Source organism: Arthrobacter sp. KBS0702 (genome assembly GCF_005937985.2).
Lineage (GTDB): Bacteria > Actinomycetota > Actinomycetes > Actinomycetales > Micrococcaceae > Arthrobacter.
In genome coordinates this window covers 3449644-3465883 of record NZ_CP042172.1, presented here as the reverse complement: position 1 = coordinate 3465883, position 16240 = coordinate 3449644, and the positions used below count along the sequence as shown (strand labels likewise).

The 16240-nt window shown below is 61.9% G+C and carries 8 protein-coding genes and 4 rRNA genes; 8 read left to right on the top strand and 4 right to left on the bottom strand.

Annotation, left to right across the window (positions count from 1 at the left end):
• The first annotated feature begins 12 nt into the window (after positions 1–12).
• Positions 13–1431, top strand: a complete 1419-nt coding sequence (locus FFF93_RS15975) for a GH1 family beta-glucosidase (RefSeq protein WP_138768058.1) — start codon at positions 13–15, stop codon at positions 1429–1431.
• Here FFF93_RS15975 and FFF93_RS15970 read toward each other — a convergent pair.
• The 3 genes from FFF93_RS15970 to FFF93_RS15960 are packed head-to-tail and all read right to left on the bottom strand — an operon-like array spanning position 1428 to position 4112.
• Positions 1428–2234 carry an FAD:protein FMN transferase gene (locus FFF93_RS15970; protein ID WP_261375195.1) on the bottom strand — a complete coding sequence of 269 codons (807 nt, stop codon included), beginning with the start codon at positions 2232–2234 and terminating at the stop codon, positions 1428–1430. The two genes, FFF93_RS15975 and FFF93_RS15970, sit on opposite strands and share 4 nt — an antisense overlap.
• Positions 2218–2763 carry an FMN-binding protein gene (locus FFF93_RS15965; protein WP_138768059.1) on the bottom strand — a complete coding sequence of 182 codons (546 nt, stop codon included), beginning with the start codon at positions 2761–2763 and terminating at the stop codon, positions 2218–2220. Before FFF93_RS15965 ends, FFF93_RS15970 begins: the two co-directional genes overlap by 17 nt.
• Positions 2760–4112, bottom strand: a complete 1353-nt coding sequence (locus tag FFF93_RS15960; protein ID WP_138768060.1) for a ferric reductase-like transmembrane domain-containing protein — start codon at positions 4110–4112, stop codon at positions 2760–2762. Before FFF93_RS15960 ends, FFF93_RS15965 begins: the two co-directional genes overlap by 4 nt.
• Positions 4113–4673: 561 nt before the next feature.
• Between FFF93_RS15960 and rpmB the strand changes: the two genes are divergently transcribed.
• The 6 genes from rpmB (at position 4674) to rrf (ending at position 11561) form a co-directional block, all read left to right on the top strand.
• A complete protein-coding gene (gene rpmB, locus FFF93_RS15955; protein ID WP_011693744.1) occupies positions 4674–4910 on the top strand; it encodes a 50S ribosomal protein L28 in 237 nt (78 codons plus the stop codon).
• Positions 4910–5077 carry a 50S ribosomal protein L33 gene (gene rpmG, locus FFF93_RS15950; RefSeq protein ID WP_056737121.1) on the top strand — a complete coding sequence of 56 codons (168 nt, stop codon included), beginning with the start codon at positions 4910–4912 and terminating at the stop codon, positions 5075–5077. Before rpmB ends, rpmG begins: the two co-directional genes overlap by 1 nt.
• A 4-nt stretch (positions 5078–5081) precedes the next feature.
• Entirely contained in the window at positions 5082–5387 is a 306-nt protein-coding gene (rpsN, locus tag FFF93_RS15945; protein ID WP_043485315.1) for a 30S ribosomal protein S14, read from the top strand.
• A 663-nt stretch (positions 5388–6050) separates the two neighbouring features.
• A 16S ribosomal RNA gene (locus FFF93_RS15940) occupies positions 6051–7577 on the top strand.
• Positions 7578–8070: 493 nt separating this feature from the next.
• Positions 8071–11194, top strand: a 23S ribosomal RNA gene (locus tag FFF93_RS15935).
• Between the two features lie 250 nt (positions 11195–11444).
• Positions 11445–11561: ribosomal RNA gene (gene rrf / locus FFF93_RS15930) — 5S ribosomal RNA — on the top strand.
• The 16S, 23S and 5S rRNA genes sit together here, the layout of an rRNA operon.
• A gap of 166 nt (positions 11562–11727) precedes the next feature.
• Here the strand turns inward: rrf and FFF93_RS15925 are convergent.
• On the bottom strand, positions 11728–14106 hold the full coding sequence (locus FFF93_RS15925) for a cation-translocating P-type ATPase (protein ID WP_261375194.1): 2379 nt from the start codon (positions 14104–14106) through the stop codon (positions 11728–11730).
• 601 nt (positions 14107–14707) lie between these two features.
• Here FFF93_RS15925 and FFF93_RS15920 point away from each other — a divergent pair.
• A 16S ribosomal RNA gene (locus FFF93_RS15920) occupies positions 14708–16234 on the top strand.
• Positions 16235–16240 lie beyond the last annotated feature (6 nt).

The window sequence follows — 16240 nt, the reverse complement described above, 5'->3', positions numbered from 1 at the left end:
AGGAGCAACAGGATGAATCGCAGCGCCCTCACCTTCCCGTCCGGTTTCCTGTGGGGAGCTGCCACCGCCGCGTACCAGATCGAGGGCGCCACCCGGGAGGGAGGCCGCGGGGAGTCCATCTGGGACGTCTTCTGCCGGGTACCGGGGGCCGTCGCCGATGCCCACAACGGTGATGTCGCCTGCGACCATTACCACCGCACGGCCGAGGACATCGCGCTGATGAAGGACCTGAACCTGGCCGCCTACCGGTTCTCCATCTCTTGGGCCCGCTGCATGCCCGACGGCGTGACGCCGAATCCCGAGGGCATCGCTTTCTACTCTCGGCTGGTCGATCAATTGCTCGACGCCGGGATCACCCCTTGGGTCACCCTGTACCACTGGGACCTGCCGCAGGCGCTGGAGGAGAAGGGCGGCTGGGCGGCGCGGGACACGGCCGAACGCTTTGCGGCCTATGCCGCCCTGATGCACGAGGCCCTCGGCGACCGGGTCCGGATCTGGACCACGCTCAACGAACCTTGGGTCTCCGCGTTCCTGGGCTACGCCGCCGGCATGCACGCACCGGGGCGTCAGGAGCCGGCGGCGGCGCTGTCGGCAGTCCACCACCTGCTGCTGGGGCACGGCCTGGCCGTCCGTGAGCTCCGCCGGCGGGATCCCGGGGCGACCCTGGGCATCACCTTGAACCTGACGGTGGCCGATCCGGCCGATCCGGGCCGGGAAGGGGACGTGGATGCGGCCCGGCGGGTTGACGGCCAGTGCAACCGGCTGTTCCTGGACCCGATCTTCCGCGGCGAGTACCCCGCCGACGTGCTCGCAGATGTGGCCAACCTCGGCATGAACGACGTCGTCCGGCCAGGGGACCTCGACCTGATTTCGGAACCCGTCGACGTGCTGGGCGTCAATTACTACCACGGCGATGCCTTCACGACGGACCCCGAGCCGCTCCCCGGACCGGCCGCAGGCGCTCCAGCGTCACCCCTGGTCGCGGCCGAAGGCGTCCGGCAGGTACCGCGCGGCCTCCCCGTCACCGGGATGGGATGGGAGGTGCAGCCAGAGGGGCTCCGCCGGCTGCTGAACCGGCTGCAGCGCGAGTACACCGGCCCGGCCGGGATCCCGATCTACATCACGGAAAACGGCGCCGCCTTCGACGACGTTCCGGATGCCGAGGGATTCGTCGACGACCACGCTCGGCTTGCCTTCTTCGACGAGCATCTGCGGGCCCTGCACGCATCGATTGCCGACGGGGTGGACGTCCGCGGCTACTTCGCCTGGTCCCTGCTGGACAACTTTGAATGGGCCTTCGGCTACCACCAGCGCTTCGGGCTGGTGAGGGTGGACTACGAAACGCAGCGGCGTACCCCCAAGGCGAGCGGCCTGTGGTACTCCCGCGTAGCCGCGGCCAACGCCCTGCCCGCGACGGACGGACAGGCCTAGGCGCGGAACCCCAGTGTCGCGAGGATGCCGCCGTCGTTCCGGATCGCGAGCACCTCAACGTCCCAGCCGCTTGTCGCCCGGTTGAGCATGGGAATGCCGCCGGCCACAATGGCCGTTGCGAGCACATCAGCGGTGACGATGTCCGCCGCTGCGACCGACACCTGCCGGAACGCGCTGACCCCTGCCCCGCTGGTCCAGATGTGGTCGCCCCGTTCGGCGGAACCGGAGGTGGCCAGGGCGCGGACGGCGGTGCTGCCGCCCAGTGGGAAGGCGGCTATCAGGGTCCTGCGGTCCTGCGGATCGACGATCCCGGCCTGCCACGAAGCCTGGCCGCCGGCGATGGGCGAACCGGCCACGAGCACATCGCCGCCGGCGTTCAGGCACCAGTCGCCGTGCCCCAACGATTGCAGGGCGGCCCCGGCTTCCTGGATCGCGACGCCCTTCACCAGGCCGGACAAGTCCGGCACGCCGTCCGGCCGCTCCGGCGTGAACGCGCCCTCGGTCAGGAGCCGCCAGTCCACAGCCTCGGCATAGCGGTCCCGGAAGTCCTGCGAGGCCGCCCGGAGCTGCAGTTCGCCGCGGGCCAGCCTGCTGGCCTCGGACTCCGGCCGGTACAGGCTGAAGCGGGCGTCGAGTTCCCGAAAGATCCGCTCGACTGCGGCTGCCGCGGCCGTGAGTGTTTCCTCTCCCGCTGCTGACCCCTCGCCCGGAGCAACCGGCACGGTGAAGCTGATGACGGTGCCCATGCAGCGGAAGGTCTTTGCCTTCAGCTGCGGGACGTCAAGGTCAGAGGTGTGCTGCATCAAGCGCTGCCTGGAGCGAGGTCAGATAGGCGGAACTGGTGACGGTGGCCCCGCTGATGGTCTGGACGTTGGCCGATTGCGCCTTGAGGACTTCGGCTCGCAGCAAGGGGGCCGCGCGGTTGCTGATCTGCACGGACCGCCGGTCCTCGTCCGTGAGCTGCAAAGCGGTGACGTCCGTAATCTTTCCGCCGGTCACGCTGATCTGGACCTGGACCGAGCCGAAGCGGGTCTGGACGACTTCGCCGGCGAAGGTGCCTGCGGCGTTCGAGGAGGTGCCGGAAGAGCCGGTGGACCCGGAGGCGGCTGCAGAACTCCCCGCCGACCCACTCGAGCCCCTACTGCTTGAACCGGTTCCCGACGCCGCGGAGCCGGTGGTCCCCGTGCCGGCCCCTGTGGAGCCGGCGGACGCGGGCCCGGCCATGGTGCCGGTGGCGCTGGCAGTATCCGCCACGTGGGTTCCCGACTGCCAGCCGACTATCAGGATTCCGGCGGAGGCCAGGGCTGCTGAAACTACTGCGCGAATTCTCACCAGTCGAACCTTTCGTAGTGGAGTTGCTCTTCCCGCACGCCTGCCCGGCGTGCGTCATCGAGGACATTGAGGGCCCACCCGGCCGGCCCGCAGACGTAGACGTCGGCGTCGGCCAAATCAGGCACGTAGCTCGCCAGCCGGTAGCCGGAGCGCGCCTCGCTCTCCGGCAGCCAGGTCTGAGCTCCCCGGGGCCGTCGCCCGGTCAGGTGGAATAGGGTCGCGCCGCGGCGCTGGCAGAGCTCGAGAATTTCGTCGCCGAGGTACAGCCCGGACGGGCTGTGGCCGCGAAGGATGACCGTGGCATCCCCGGGCTCGAACGGAGTCCGCTCCAACAGCGCACGGATCGGGGTAATGCCGATGCCGGCGCCGATCATGACGACATGCCGGCGGCTGCGGGAAGCGGTGCTGAACAGGCCGTACGGTCCTTCGACCGCAACCCGGGTGCCAGGCTTCAGCCGCGTCAAGGCCGCCGAGCCCCGGCCGAGGTTGCGCACCGTGATCCGCAACCGTCCGCCGCCGTCGGCGTCCAACTGCAGCGGCTCCGCGGAGAGGCTGAACGGATGCGGGTGCCACCACTGCCCGGGGCCAAGGAACCGCCAGATGAAGAAGCGGCCGCCGCTGCCGGACAGCTCGTCCAGGTGCCGACCGGCCATCTCGATGCTGACCACTCCATGGCCCACCGCCACCACCCGGCTGACGCGCAGCTGGTGCCGGACCGTGGCGACGATCGGCTCAAGGACCCGGTGGTGCACGAGCGCAGCGCCGGTGCCAATGCAGGCGGCGAGCCAGTACCAGCGTTGCCAGGTGCCCTCGGCAAAGAGGCCGCCGACGCTGAACTGGTGCGGCAGTGACGTCAGCACGGCGGCGTAGGTCAACAGGTGGACGGCGTACCAAAACTCATAGGGAAAACGACGGCGGACGGCCACCAGGGAGGTGACGACGACGGCGATAAACAGGGCCATGGATACGTACGCCAGCCACATGTCGGGCACGAGCACCCACAGGGCGACCGCTTCGCTGACCGGGTCGAGGCCTTCGGCCAGTCCGTAGCCGATCGCCAGCAGGACACCGTGCGCCAGCAGGAGATAGAGCGACGGCTTCCCGAGTTTCCGGTGGAATTCAAGGGCGCGGTCATGGCCCACGGCGCCGTCGATGACCGGGAGGCGTGCCGCGAGGAGCAGCATCAGCAGCACCAGGTCCATGCCGGCGAGCCCCGCCACGATCCCCATCGCTGTGAACGATCCGGCCAGAGTCGAGAAGCCGGCGGCACCGCCGTCGGCGAGCCACAACGCAACAGCCCCGGCCAGTGACGCCCAGGCGATCACGGTCAGGAGGTCTGCCTGAAGCATCCGCCGACGGTGTTGTCCCTTGAAGGGTTCCGGGCCCCGGGGGCCCGTCGCGCCGCGGGGCGCAAGGCGGTCTGGGTGGTTGTGTTCATGAATCCAGACTCTGCCCATTGCCTATCATTTTGCTGTGAAAGGACTGCGCCCCTCTTATGACTTCCCCGCGAGAGGCCCGGCGCTTATACACCCTCGGGCCGCGGATTGGTCTTTAATTCGCCTAGCTCGTAGACTTGGTAGGCGCTAGGTGGCGCGGAGCGTGTGCAATTGCTCCGGTTGGCGGGAAAGTCTGCGAAATCAGGCACTTCCGGTGGCCGGTAGTTAGGGGCTCAAGTTGCGTGCACTCCTGTATTCGCCCAGCATCCGGCACTCGCCGGCGGTTTCCCACAAGGTCTCCTCCGCCCCGTGCCCAAGTCCACAATTGTCGCCGCAGTGCAGACTGCAACCCGGTTCAGCCGGTTGCCGTAGCACCGCCGAACAACGTGGGAGCTGGATGCGGACGCCGCCTGCCGCACGGTTATGCGGGAACTCCGCCAGCCGTTTCATTTTATTTTCATGAGGAGAGTCGTCATGGCAGCACACTGCCAGGTGACCGGAGCCGAGCCGGGCTTTGGACACAGCATTTCGCACTCGCACCGCCGCAACAAGCGCCGGTTCGACCCGAACATCCAGAAGAAGCGCTACTGGGTTCCGTCCCTGCGCCGGAATGTCACCCTGCAGGTCTCTGCACGTGGCATCAAGACCATCGACGTGCGCGGCATTGACGTAGTCGTCGCCGCCATCCTGGCACGAGGAGTGAAGCTCTAGTGGCAAAGGACAAGGACGTACGTCCGATCATCAAGCTCAAGTCGACCGCGGGCACGGGTTACACCTACGTGACGCGCAAGAACCGTCGTAACGACCCGGACCGCATGGTCCTGCGGAAGTACGATCCCAAAATCCGCCAGCACGTCGAATTCCGAGAGGAGCGCTAAACACATGGCTAAGAAGTCAATGATCGCTAAGAACGAACAGCGTAAAGTCATCGTCGAGCGTTACGCCGCAAAGCGCCTCGAACTGAAGAAGGCTCTGGTTGACCCCAACTCAACCGACGAAGCACGCGAAGCCGCACGCCTCGGCCTGCAGAAGCTGCCCCGCAACGCCTCGCCGGTCCGCCTGCGTAACCGCGACATCATCGACGGCCGCCCCCGCGGCACGTTCCAGAAGTTCGGTATCTCCCGTGTTCGCTTCCGCGACATGGCTCACCGCGGTGAGCTCCCGGGCATCACGAAGTCTTCCTGGTAATTCAGCACGCTTGTTGCCAGTGGCTTGAAGAAGGGCCGGTACCCGTTTGGGTGCCGGCCCTTCTCGCGTTAACCGCGGTTCCGTCCGGCGGTATTCGGGCGAAGGCGGCGGTGACGGAGCACACACTCGCAACTTCCGACGCCGGCTGCCCGGTCTGGGTGCCTTGCGGCCCGTTTTGCCCCGTCTTTCCGCGGATCCTGCCGCCCGGGGCGCCTGTGGGGGTCGATTTGTTCCGGGTCGGGTTGGTGTGTAAAGTAGTTCGAGTCGCCGCCGCTGATGCGGAAAGATAGCGACCGACCCCCTTCTAAACGGCCTGGAAAATGGTTCGCAAATTTGCGTGCTGATTTCGGGTGGGGGCCTGCTGTGTGGGACTGGTAATCGCGGAAACGTTGATTTGCTTAGGACCGCTTGAGCGGGTAAGTTTGAAAAGTTGCTCCGGAGCGATCCTCGACTGGTTTTGTGGTTGTGGTGGTGCCGGGTGTGTCTGTTGTTTGAGAACTCAATAGTGTGCCAAGTTTGTTGATACCAATTTATTGTATTGAATTGGTTGATTGTGCCGGATCCGCCACCCCGTGGATGGGTCCGGTGTTTTTAGCTGGTTTCAAATTTTGTGCATTGTGTGCATCCCGTTTTCCCGGGGGCGCATGGTGTGTCTGTTTTACTTCAACGGAGAGTTTGATCCTGGCTCAGGATGAACGCTGGCGGCGTGCTTAACACATGCAAGTCGAACGATGATCCGGTGCTTGCACCGGGGATTAGTGGCGAACGGGTGAGTAACACGTGAGTAACCTGCCCTTAACTCTGGGATAAGCCTGGGAAACTGGGTCTAATACCGGATATGACTCCTCATCGCATGGTGGGGGGTGGAAAGCTTTATTGTGGTTTTGGATGGACTCGCGGCCTATCAGCTTGTTGGTGAGGTAATGGCTCACCAAGGCGACGACGGGTAGCCGGCCTGAGAGGGTGACCGGCCACACTGGGACTGAGACACGGCCCAGACTCCTACGGGAGGCAGCAGTGGGGAATATTGCACAATGGGCGCAAGCCTGATGCAGCGACGCCGCGTGAGGGATGACGGCCTTCGGGTTGTAAACCTCTTTCAGTAGGGAAGAAGCGAAAGTGACGGTACCTGCAGAAGAAGCGCCGGCTAACTACGTGCCAGCAGCCGCGGTAATACGTAGGGCGCAAGCGTTATCCGGAATTATTGGGCGTAAAGAGCTCGTAGGCGGTTTGTCGCGTCTGCCGTGAAAGTCCGGGGCTCAACTCCGGATCTGCGGTGGGTACGGGCAGACTAGAGTGATGTAGGGGAGACTGGAATTCCTGGTGTAGCGGTGAAATGCGCAGATATCAGGAGGAACACCGATGGCGAAGGCAGGTCTCTGGGCATTAACTGACGCTGAGGAGCGAAAGCATGGGGAGCGAACAGGATTAGATACCCTGGTAGTCCATGCCGTAAACGTTGGGCACTAGGTGTGGGGGACATTCCACGTTTTCCGCGCCGTAGCTAACGCATTAAGTGCCCCGCCTGGGGAGTACGGCCGCAAGGCTAAAACTCAAAGGAATTGACGGGGGCCCGCACAAGCGGCGGAGCATGCGGATTAATTCGATGCAACGCGAAGAACCTTACCAAGGCTTGACATGGGCCGGACCGGGCTGGAAACAGTCCTTCCCCTTTGGGGCCGGTTCACAGGTGGTGCATGGTTGTCGTCAGCTCGTGTCGTGAGATGTTGGGTTAAGTCCCGCAACGAGCGCAACCCTCGTTCCATGTTGCCAGCGCGTAATGGCGGGGACTCATGGGAGACTGCCGGGGTCAACTCGGAGGAAGGTGGGGACGACGTCAAATCATCATGCCCCTTATGTCTTGGGCTTCACGCATGCTACAATGGCCGGTACAAAGGGTTGCGATACTGTGAGGTGGAGCTAATCCCAAAAAGCCGGTCTCAGTTCGGATTGGGGTCTGCAACTCGACCCCATGAAGTCGGAGTCGCTAGTAATCGCAGATCAGCAACGCTGCGGTGAATACGTTCCCGGGCCTTGTACACACCGCCCGTCAAGTCACGAAAGTTGGTAACACCCGAAGCCGGTGGCCTAACCCCTTGTGGGAGGGAGCTGTCGAAGGTGGGACTGGCGATTGGGACTAAGTCGTAACAAGGTAGCCGTACCGGAAGGTGCGGCTGGATCACCTCCTTTCTAAGGAGCACCTACAACAACCTCACCCCGTGTATGCGGGTGTGGTGGTGTTGTCAGGAGTACGCCCGTTGCGCAGACGATTGTTCTGCGGCGGGTGCTCACGGGTGGAATATCAACAAATAGCGGCCGCCGGTTTCCTGCCGGCACCCAGTACGGATGCTGTTCCCTCTTGAGGGGGCGTGTCCTGGAACGGTGCGGACGGGGGATAAGCGGTTTAGTGTTTGGCACACTGTTGGGTCCTGAGACAACAGGACCGGGGTTTTCCCCGGGACTTGTGTTTCTGGTTTCCCGGCTGCAGCGAGCACACGGTTTGCCCTTTTGTGGGTGCGTGTGGGGTGTGTGGTACGGGGTTGTTGTTTGAGAACTACATAGTGGACGCGAGCATCTTTTATAAGAAGCAATTTCCAAGAATATGAACCTGGATCTGTCCTTGCGCCTTTGGGTGTGGGGGTGGTTTTCATGGTTCTCTCGAAATTACTCCTTGATCTTTTGTGGTCAAGTTTTTAAGAGCACACGGTGGATGCCTTGGCATTAGGAGCCGAAGAAGGACGTAGGAATCTGCGATAAGCCTGGGGGAGTCGATAACCGGACTGTGATCCCAGGGTGTCCGAATGGGGAAACCCCGCCAGACGCGCGAGTGATCTGGTGACCCGCATCTGAACACATAGGGTGCGTGGAGGGAACGCGGGGAAGTGAAACATCTCAGTACCCGCAGGAAGAGAAAACAATAGTGATTCCGTCAGTAGTGGCGAGCGAACGCGGATCAGGCTAAACCGTTCCATGTGTGATAGCCGGCGGGCGTTGCATGGTCGGGGTTGTGGGACTTTCCGTTCTGTCTCTGCCGGGACAGTGGGGTGAGAGCATGTGCATAGGTGAACGGTCTTGAAAGGCCGGCCAGAGAGGGTGTGAGCCCCGTAACCGAAATGTAGTGTGCCGCCTGGGAAGTATCCCAAGTAGCACGGGGCCCGAGAAATCCCGTGCGAATCTGTCAGGACCACCTGATAAGCCTAAATACTCCCTAATGACCGATAGCGGACCAGTACCGTGAGGGAAAGGTGAAAAGTACCCCGGGAGGGGAGTGAAACAGTACCTGAAACCGTGTGCTTACAATCCGTCGGAGCAGCCTTGTAGTTGTGACGGCGTGCCTTTTGAAGAATGAGCCTGCGAGTTAGTGTTACGTCGCGAGGTTAACCCGTGTGGGGAAGCCGTAGCGAAAGCGAGTCTGAACAGGGCGTTGCAGTGGCGTGATCTAGACCCGAAGCGAAGTGATCTACCCATGGCCAGGTTGAAGCGACGGTAAGACGTCGTGGAGGACCGAACCCACTTCAGTTGAAAATGGAGGGGATGAGCTGTGGGTAGGGGTGAAAGGCCAATCAAACTTCGTGATAGCTGGTTCTCCCCGAAATGCATTTAGGTGCAGCGTTGCGTGTTTCTTACCGGAGGTAGAGCTACTGGATGGCTAATGGGCCCTACAAGGTTACTGACGTCAGCCAAACTCCGAATGCCGGTAAGTGAGAGCGCAGCAGTGAGACTGTGGGGGATAAGCTTCATAGTCGAGAGGGAAACAGCCCAGACCACCAACTAAGGCCCCTAAGCGTGTGCTAAGTGGGAAAGGATGTGGAGTTGCGAAGACAACCAGGAGGTTGGCTTAGAAGCAGCCATCCTTAAAAGAGTGCGTAATAGCTCACTGGTCAAGTGATTCCGCGCCGACAATGTAGCGGGGCTCAAGTACACCGCCGAAGTTGTGGCATTCAGATATTAGCTAAGCCCTTGTGGTTCAGGCGTCTGGATGGGTAGGGGAGCGTCGTGTGGGCAGTGAAGTCGCGGTGGAAACCAGCGGTGGAGCCTACACGAGTGAGAATGCAGGCATGAGTAGCGAAAGACGGGTGAGAAACCCGTCCGCCGAATGATCAAGGGTTCCAGGGTCAAGCTAATCTGCCCTGGGTAAGTCGGGACCTAAGGCGAGGCCGACAGGCGTAGTCGATGGACAACGGGTTGATATTCCCGTACCGGCGAAAAACCGCCCATGCTGAACAGGGGATACTAACCGCCCGAGACCTGCCCGATCACCCTTGTGGTGTGAGGGTTTTGGTGGAGCGCGGGACCTGATCCTGGGAGGCAAGCGTATTAACAGGTGTGACGCAGGAAGGTAGCCGAGCCGGGCGATGGTTGTCCCGGTCTAAGGATGTAGGGCGAACGGTAGGCAAATCCGCCGTTCATGATGCCTGAGACCCGACGGGACCCCCGTATGGGGGGATTCGGTGATCCTATGCTGCCTAGAAAAGCATCGACGCGAGGTTTTAGCCGCCCGTACCCCAAACCGACACAGGTGATCAGGTAGAGAATACTAAGGCGATCGAGAGAATTATGGTTAAGGAACTCGGCAAAATGCCCCCGTAACTTCGGGAGAAGGGGGGCCCCTATCGTGATGGACACTAGCTGTCCGGAGCGTGCAGGGGCCGCAGAGACCAGGGGGAAGCGACTGTTTACTAAAAACACAGGTCCGTGCGAAGTCGCAAGACGATGTATACGGACTGACTCCTGCCCGGTGCTGGAAGGTTAAGAGGACCGGTTAGCCGCAAGGCGAAGCTGAGAATTTAAGCCCCAGTAAACGGCGGTGGTAACTATAACCATCCTAAGGTAGCGAAATTCCTTGTCGGGTAAGTTCCGACCTGCACGAATGGAGTAACGACTTCCCCGCTGTCTCAACCATAAACTCGGCGAAATTGCAGTACGAGTAAAGATGCTCGTTACGCGCAGCAGGACGGAAAGACCCCGAGACCTTTACTATAGTTTGGTATTGGTGTTCGGAGTGGCTTGTGTAGGATAGGTGGGAGACGTTGAAGCCCGGACGCCAGTTCGGGTGGAGTCATCGTTGAAATACCACTCTGGTCACTTTGGACATCTAACTTCGGCCCGTAATCCGGGTCAGGGACAGTGCCTGATGGGTAGTTTAACTGGGGCGGTTGCCTCCTAAAAAGTAACGGAGGCGCCCAAAGGTTCCCTCAGCCTGGTTGGCAATCAGGTGTCGAGTGTAAGTGCACAAGGGAGCTTGACTGTGAGAGAGACATCTCGAGCAGGGACGAAAGTCGGGACTAGTGATCCGGCGGTACATTGTGGAATGGCCGTCGCTCAACGGATAAAAGGTACCTCGGGGATAACAGGCTGATCTTGCCCAAGAGTCCATATCGACGGCATGGTTTGGCACCTCGATGTCGGCTCGTCGCATCCTGGGGCTGGAGTAGGTCCCAAGGGTTGGGCTGTTCGCCCATTAAAGCGGTACGCGAGCTGGGTTTAGAACGTCGTGAGACAGTTCGGTCCCTATCCGCTGCGCGCGCAGGAAATTTGAGAAGGGCTGTCCTTAGTACGAGAGGACCGGGACGGACGAACCTCTGGTGTGTCAGTTGTACTGCCAAGTGCACCGCTGATTAGCTACGTTCGGATGGGATAACCGCTGAAAGCATCTAAGCGGGAAGCTCGCTTCGAGATGAGATTTCCATACACCTTGTGTGTGAGAGGCCCCCAGCCAGACCACTGGGTTGATAGGCCGGATGTGGAAGCGAGGACTAACGACTCGTGAAGCTGACCGGTACTAATAGGCCGATAACTTACACCACACACCCCCTTCCGTGAACGGATTCAAAAGACGTTCACACCATGGAAGAGGGTACAAAGAAACAAGACTGCTTGCGTCCACTATGTGGTTCCCAAACAACAAACCCGTCACCAGACGAAACGTTGCACAGGAACCGACAACAAAATAACAACACCACAACTGCAGGTCACTGCAGGAAACATGTTGTAACCACTAGATTTCCCACCCAGGGAAACCCCCGTCACCGGGGCCCGCGGGTGCGGACACAGGGTTACGGCGGTCATAGCGTGGGGGAAACGCCCGGTCCCATTCCGAACCCGGAAGCTAAGACCCACAGCGCCGATGGTACTGCACCCGGGAGGGTGTGGGAGAGTAGGTCACCGCCGGACAACCATTACAGCCAGGCCCCGACACACAGTGTCGGGGCCTGCGCCATTTAACACCCAAAACGCACCCGGAGCGCCAGCTGATGCGGGCCAGCTTGGCCGTCTTGAGCCGACGTGCGGTCCGGAAGCCAGGCGGGTTTCCCCGGGCTCCCCGGCGGCGTCGGGCTCGTCAGCGGGGAAACTTCCGGCGGTGCAGGAAGGCAAGGAGCTCAATAGCGAGACCGCCGCCGATGCCTGCGGCCAGCGCCGTCATCAGCAGGACGTCCGGCGGCCAGGAGAGGATGAAGAACTCCTGCGCCAGGGGGAGGTTGAGCATGATCACGAGCGCAGCACACATTGCCGCCAGCACCCCCACCCTGCCTGCGTTGAGCGGCCGGGAAACGACCGCGAGGATCCAGAGCCCCACCACCGAGAGGGTGAGGACGGCGGCGGATCCCATCGTTTCCGGCGTCGTTCTTCCCGCCGAGGGCGCGATCGCGTTCAGCGCCAGCAGGGCGGACGCGACAATGAGCCCGGCCGGCAGGGAGAACCAGAGGGAACGGCGCAGGAACCCTGGCTTGTAGCGACGGGCGTTGGGCATCAGGGCCAGAAAGAAGGCGGGGATGCCGATGGTCAGGCCGTCGGTAAAGGACAACTGGCGGGGCAGGAACGGGAAGGGCCACTGCAGCAGGCCGAAGGTGACGGCGATGGCGATCGAGTATGCCGTCTTGCTCAGGAAGAGGCTCGAGACCCGCTCGATGTTGGCGATGACGCGCCGGCCTTCCGCAAGCACTTCCGGGAGCCGGTCAAAGCGGCCGTCGAGCAGGACCAGACGCGCGACCGCCTTAGTAGCGGGCGCGGCAGAGTCCATGGCAATGCCAAGGTCCGCCGTCTTCAGGGCCAGGGCGTCGTTGACGCCGTCTCCGGTCATGGCCACCGTATGGCCGCGCCGTTGGAGGGCTGCAACCATGGCTTTCTTCTGGTCGGGACTGACCCGGCCGAACACGATGTTGCTTGCCATCACCTCCTCAAGGAGCAGCGGATCCTCGGGTAGCTCGCGGGCGTCGAAGCCTTGGGCGACCTCGAGGCCAACCCGGCGTGCGATGGCCGCGACGGTCCGCGGGTCGTCGCCGGAAATGATCTTCAGCTCCACCCCTTCCGCGCGGAAGAAGTCCAGCGTCTCGCGGGCGTCGGAACGCGGCTGTTCCCGGAACGTGAGGAGCGCGACGGGCCGGAGTCCGTCAGGCAGGGTCGCCGATTTTCCCGCACCCGGCAGCCCGTCCGCTCCGGCCAGAAGCAGCGTCCGCAGGCCGGCGCGGGCCAGCTCGCCGGCCTGTTCCAGGACCTCCGCGTGACCGGCCGGGGCCAGGACCATTTCCGGCGCACCCAGAATCCAGGTGGGCGTCGTGCCGTTGCTGCCGCCGAAGGTCACCCCGCTCCACTTCCGGGAGGAGGAGAACGGAACATACGAGACCGACTGGAACCCGCCGTCGTCCTCAAACGCGGCGGCAAGGCTGCGGGCCGTGGCGTTCGCCTCGGGTTCGGTGGCGAACCAGCCGAGGGCCTGCTGCCAGCCATGGTCCGGCGCGGTGGTCAGCGGGTGGACGGCCTCGAATCTGAGCCCGCCCTCGGTCAGGGTGCCCGTCTTATCCATGCACAGGATGTCCACCCGGGCGAGCCCTTCGACCGCTGCGAGCTCCTGGATGAGTACCTTGTGTCCGGCGAGCCTGAGCCCACCGACGGCAAACGCCACGCTGGTCAGAAGCACGAGACCCAGCGGAACCATGGCGATCACACTGGCGATGACACCTACCATTGCTGCAGTCCAGGCACCGGTGGCGATGGCATCCTGCCAGCCGCCCCGTGCCTGGAGTTCGCCGTTGATCACCACGAGTCCGACGGGCAGGACCCCCCACGCGATCCAGCGGAGGACGCGGTTGAGGCTGTTGCGGATCTCGGAGTTCACAAGGGAGAAGCGGCGTGCGTCCGCCGTGAGCCGGCTGGCAAACGACTCGGCGCCCACCCTGACCACCCGGGCCTTGCCGTGCCCGGCCACAATGATGGAGCCCGAAAGCACATCGGTCCCGGGATCTTTGTCAACGGGATCCGATTCGCCGGTAAGGAGGGACTCGTCGGCTTCGAGTCCGGCTGCTTCGAGTACCGCGGCATCTGCAGTGACCTGATCGCCGGCGCGCAGGACTAGGACATCGTCACGCACGACGTCGGCCGTGGCAATCTCGAGGATCTTGCCGTCGCGCAGCACTCGGGCGCGCGGGGCGTCCAGGACCGCGAGGCGGTCCAGGGATCTCTTCGCCCTAAACTCCTGGACGGCGCCGATCACGGCGTTGCCGGCAGCCGCCAGTCCGAAGAGTGCATCCTGCCAACGGCCGAGGAGCAGCAGGACAAGGAAGCTCGTTCCGACGATCGCGATGAAGAGCGTAAGGACGTTGGCGCGGAAGATCTGCCACAGGCTCCGGCTGGTCTTATCGGGAACGCGGTTGTCCAGTCCGCTCTCGACGCGGGCAGCGACCTCGTGTTCCGAGAGTCCGTTCACGGCGGGGCCGGACACACGTCGATGGAGCAAAGCTGGGTTCTGGCGCCGGCGGTCTGCCCTCACCAGCTGATAGTAACCGGCCCGGTGGTAGGACGTGATGGAGCGTACGGCCCTAATCCACGACGACGGAGCCGCTGGGGGCACGGTGCCGGGGCGGGTTTGCGATTGCCGCCGGCTGGGTGTATTGTTTTCTAAGTCGCCACGAGGGAGACCAGCGGAAACGCTGGAGTACCGGAGGCGGCCAATCCCCCAAATTAATTCAAAACCAAGGTCTTCCGACGCTTCAGGCGCTAGAAGAATTCTGGTGGGGCTGGTTCGTCTGCTGATGCAGGTCCGGAAGTCCGGATTTGCTTCGGAAGCAGGGACCGGGTAAGTTTGAAAAGTTGCTCCGGAGCGATCCTCGACTGGTTTTGTGGTTGTGGTGGTGCCGGGTGTGTCTGTTGTTTGAGAACTCAATAGTGTGCCAAGTTTGTTGATACCAATTTATTGTATTGAATTGGTTGATTGTGCCGGATCCGCCACCCCGTGGATGGGTCCGGTGTTTTTAGCTGGTTTCAAATTTTGTGCATTGTGTTTATCCCGTTTTCCCGGGGTTGCATGGTGTGTCTGTTTTACTTCAACGGAGAGTTTGATCCTGGCTCAGGATGAACGCTGGCGGCGTGCTTAACACATGCAAGTCGAACGATGATCCGGTGCTTGCACCGGGGATTAGTGGCGAACGGGTGAGTAACACGTGAGTAACCTGCCCTTAACTCTGGGATAAGCCTGGGAAACTGGGTCTAATACCGGATATGACTCCTCATCGCATGGTGGGGGGTGGAAAGCTTTATTGTGGTTTTGGATGGACTCGCGGCCTATCAGCTTGTTGGTGAGGTAATGGCTCACCAAGGCGACGACGGGTAGCCGGCCTGAGAGGGTGACCGGCCACACTGGGACTGAGACACGGCCCAGACTCCTACGGGAGGCAGCAGTGGGGAATATTGCACAATGGGCGCAAGCCTGATGCAGCGACGCCGCGTGAGGGATGACGGCCTTCGGGTTGTAAACCTCTTTCAGTAGGGAAGAAGCGAAAGTGACGGTACCTGCAGAAGAAGCGCCGGCTAACTACGTGCCAGCAGCCGCGGTAATACGTAGGGCGCAAGCGTTATCCGGAATTATTGGGCGTAAAGAGCTCGTAGGCGGTTTGTCGCGTCTGCCGTGAAAGTCCGGGGCTCAACTCCGGATCTGCGGTGGGTACGGGCAGACTAGAGTGATGTAGGGGAGACTGGAATTCCTGGTGTAGCGGTGAAATGCGCAGATATCAGGAGGAACACCGATGGCGAAGGCAGGTCTCTGGGCATTAACTGACGCTGAGGAGCGAAAGCATGGGGAGCGAACAGGATTAGATACCCTGGTAGTCCATGCCGTAAACGTTGGGCACTAGGTGTGGGGGACATTCCACGTTTTCCGCGCCGTAGCTAACGCATTAAGTGCCCCGCCTGGGGAGTACGGCCGCAAGGCTAAAACTCAAAGGAATTGACGGGGGCCCGCACAAGCGGCGGAGCATGCGGATTAATTCGATGCAACGCGAAGAACCTTACCAAGGCTTGACATGGGCCGGACCGGGCTGGAAACAGTCCTTCCCCTTTGGGGCCGGTTCACAGGTGGTGCATGGTTGTCGTCAGCTCGTGTCGTGAGATGTTGGGTTAAGTCCCGCAACGAGCGCAACCCTCGTTCCATGTTGCCAGCGCGTAATGGCGGGGACTCATGGGAGACTGCCGGGGTCAACTCGGAGGAAGGTGGGGACGACGTCAAATCATCATGCCCCTTATGTCTTGGGCTTCACGCATGCTACAATGGCCGGTACAAAGGGTTGCGATACTGTGAGGTGGAGCTAATCCCAAAAAGCCGGTCTCAGTTCGGATTGGGGTCTGCAACTCGACCCCATGAAGTCGGAGTCGCTAGTAATCGCAGATCAGCAACGCTGCGGTGAATACGTTCCCGGGCCTTGTACACACCGCCCGTCAAGTCACGAAAGTTGGTAACACCCGAAGCCGGTGGCCTAACCCCTTGTGGGAGGGAGCTGTCGAAGGTGGGACTGGCGATTGGGACTAAGTCGTAACAAGGTAGCCGTACCGGAAGGTGCGGCTGGATCACCTCCTTTCTAAGG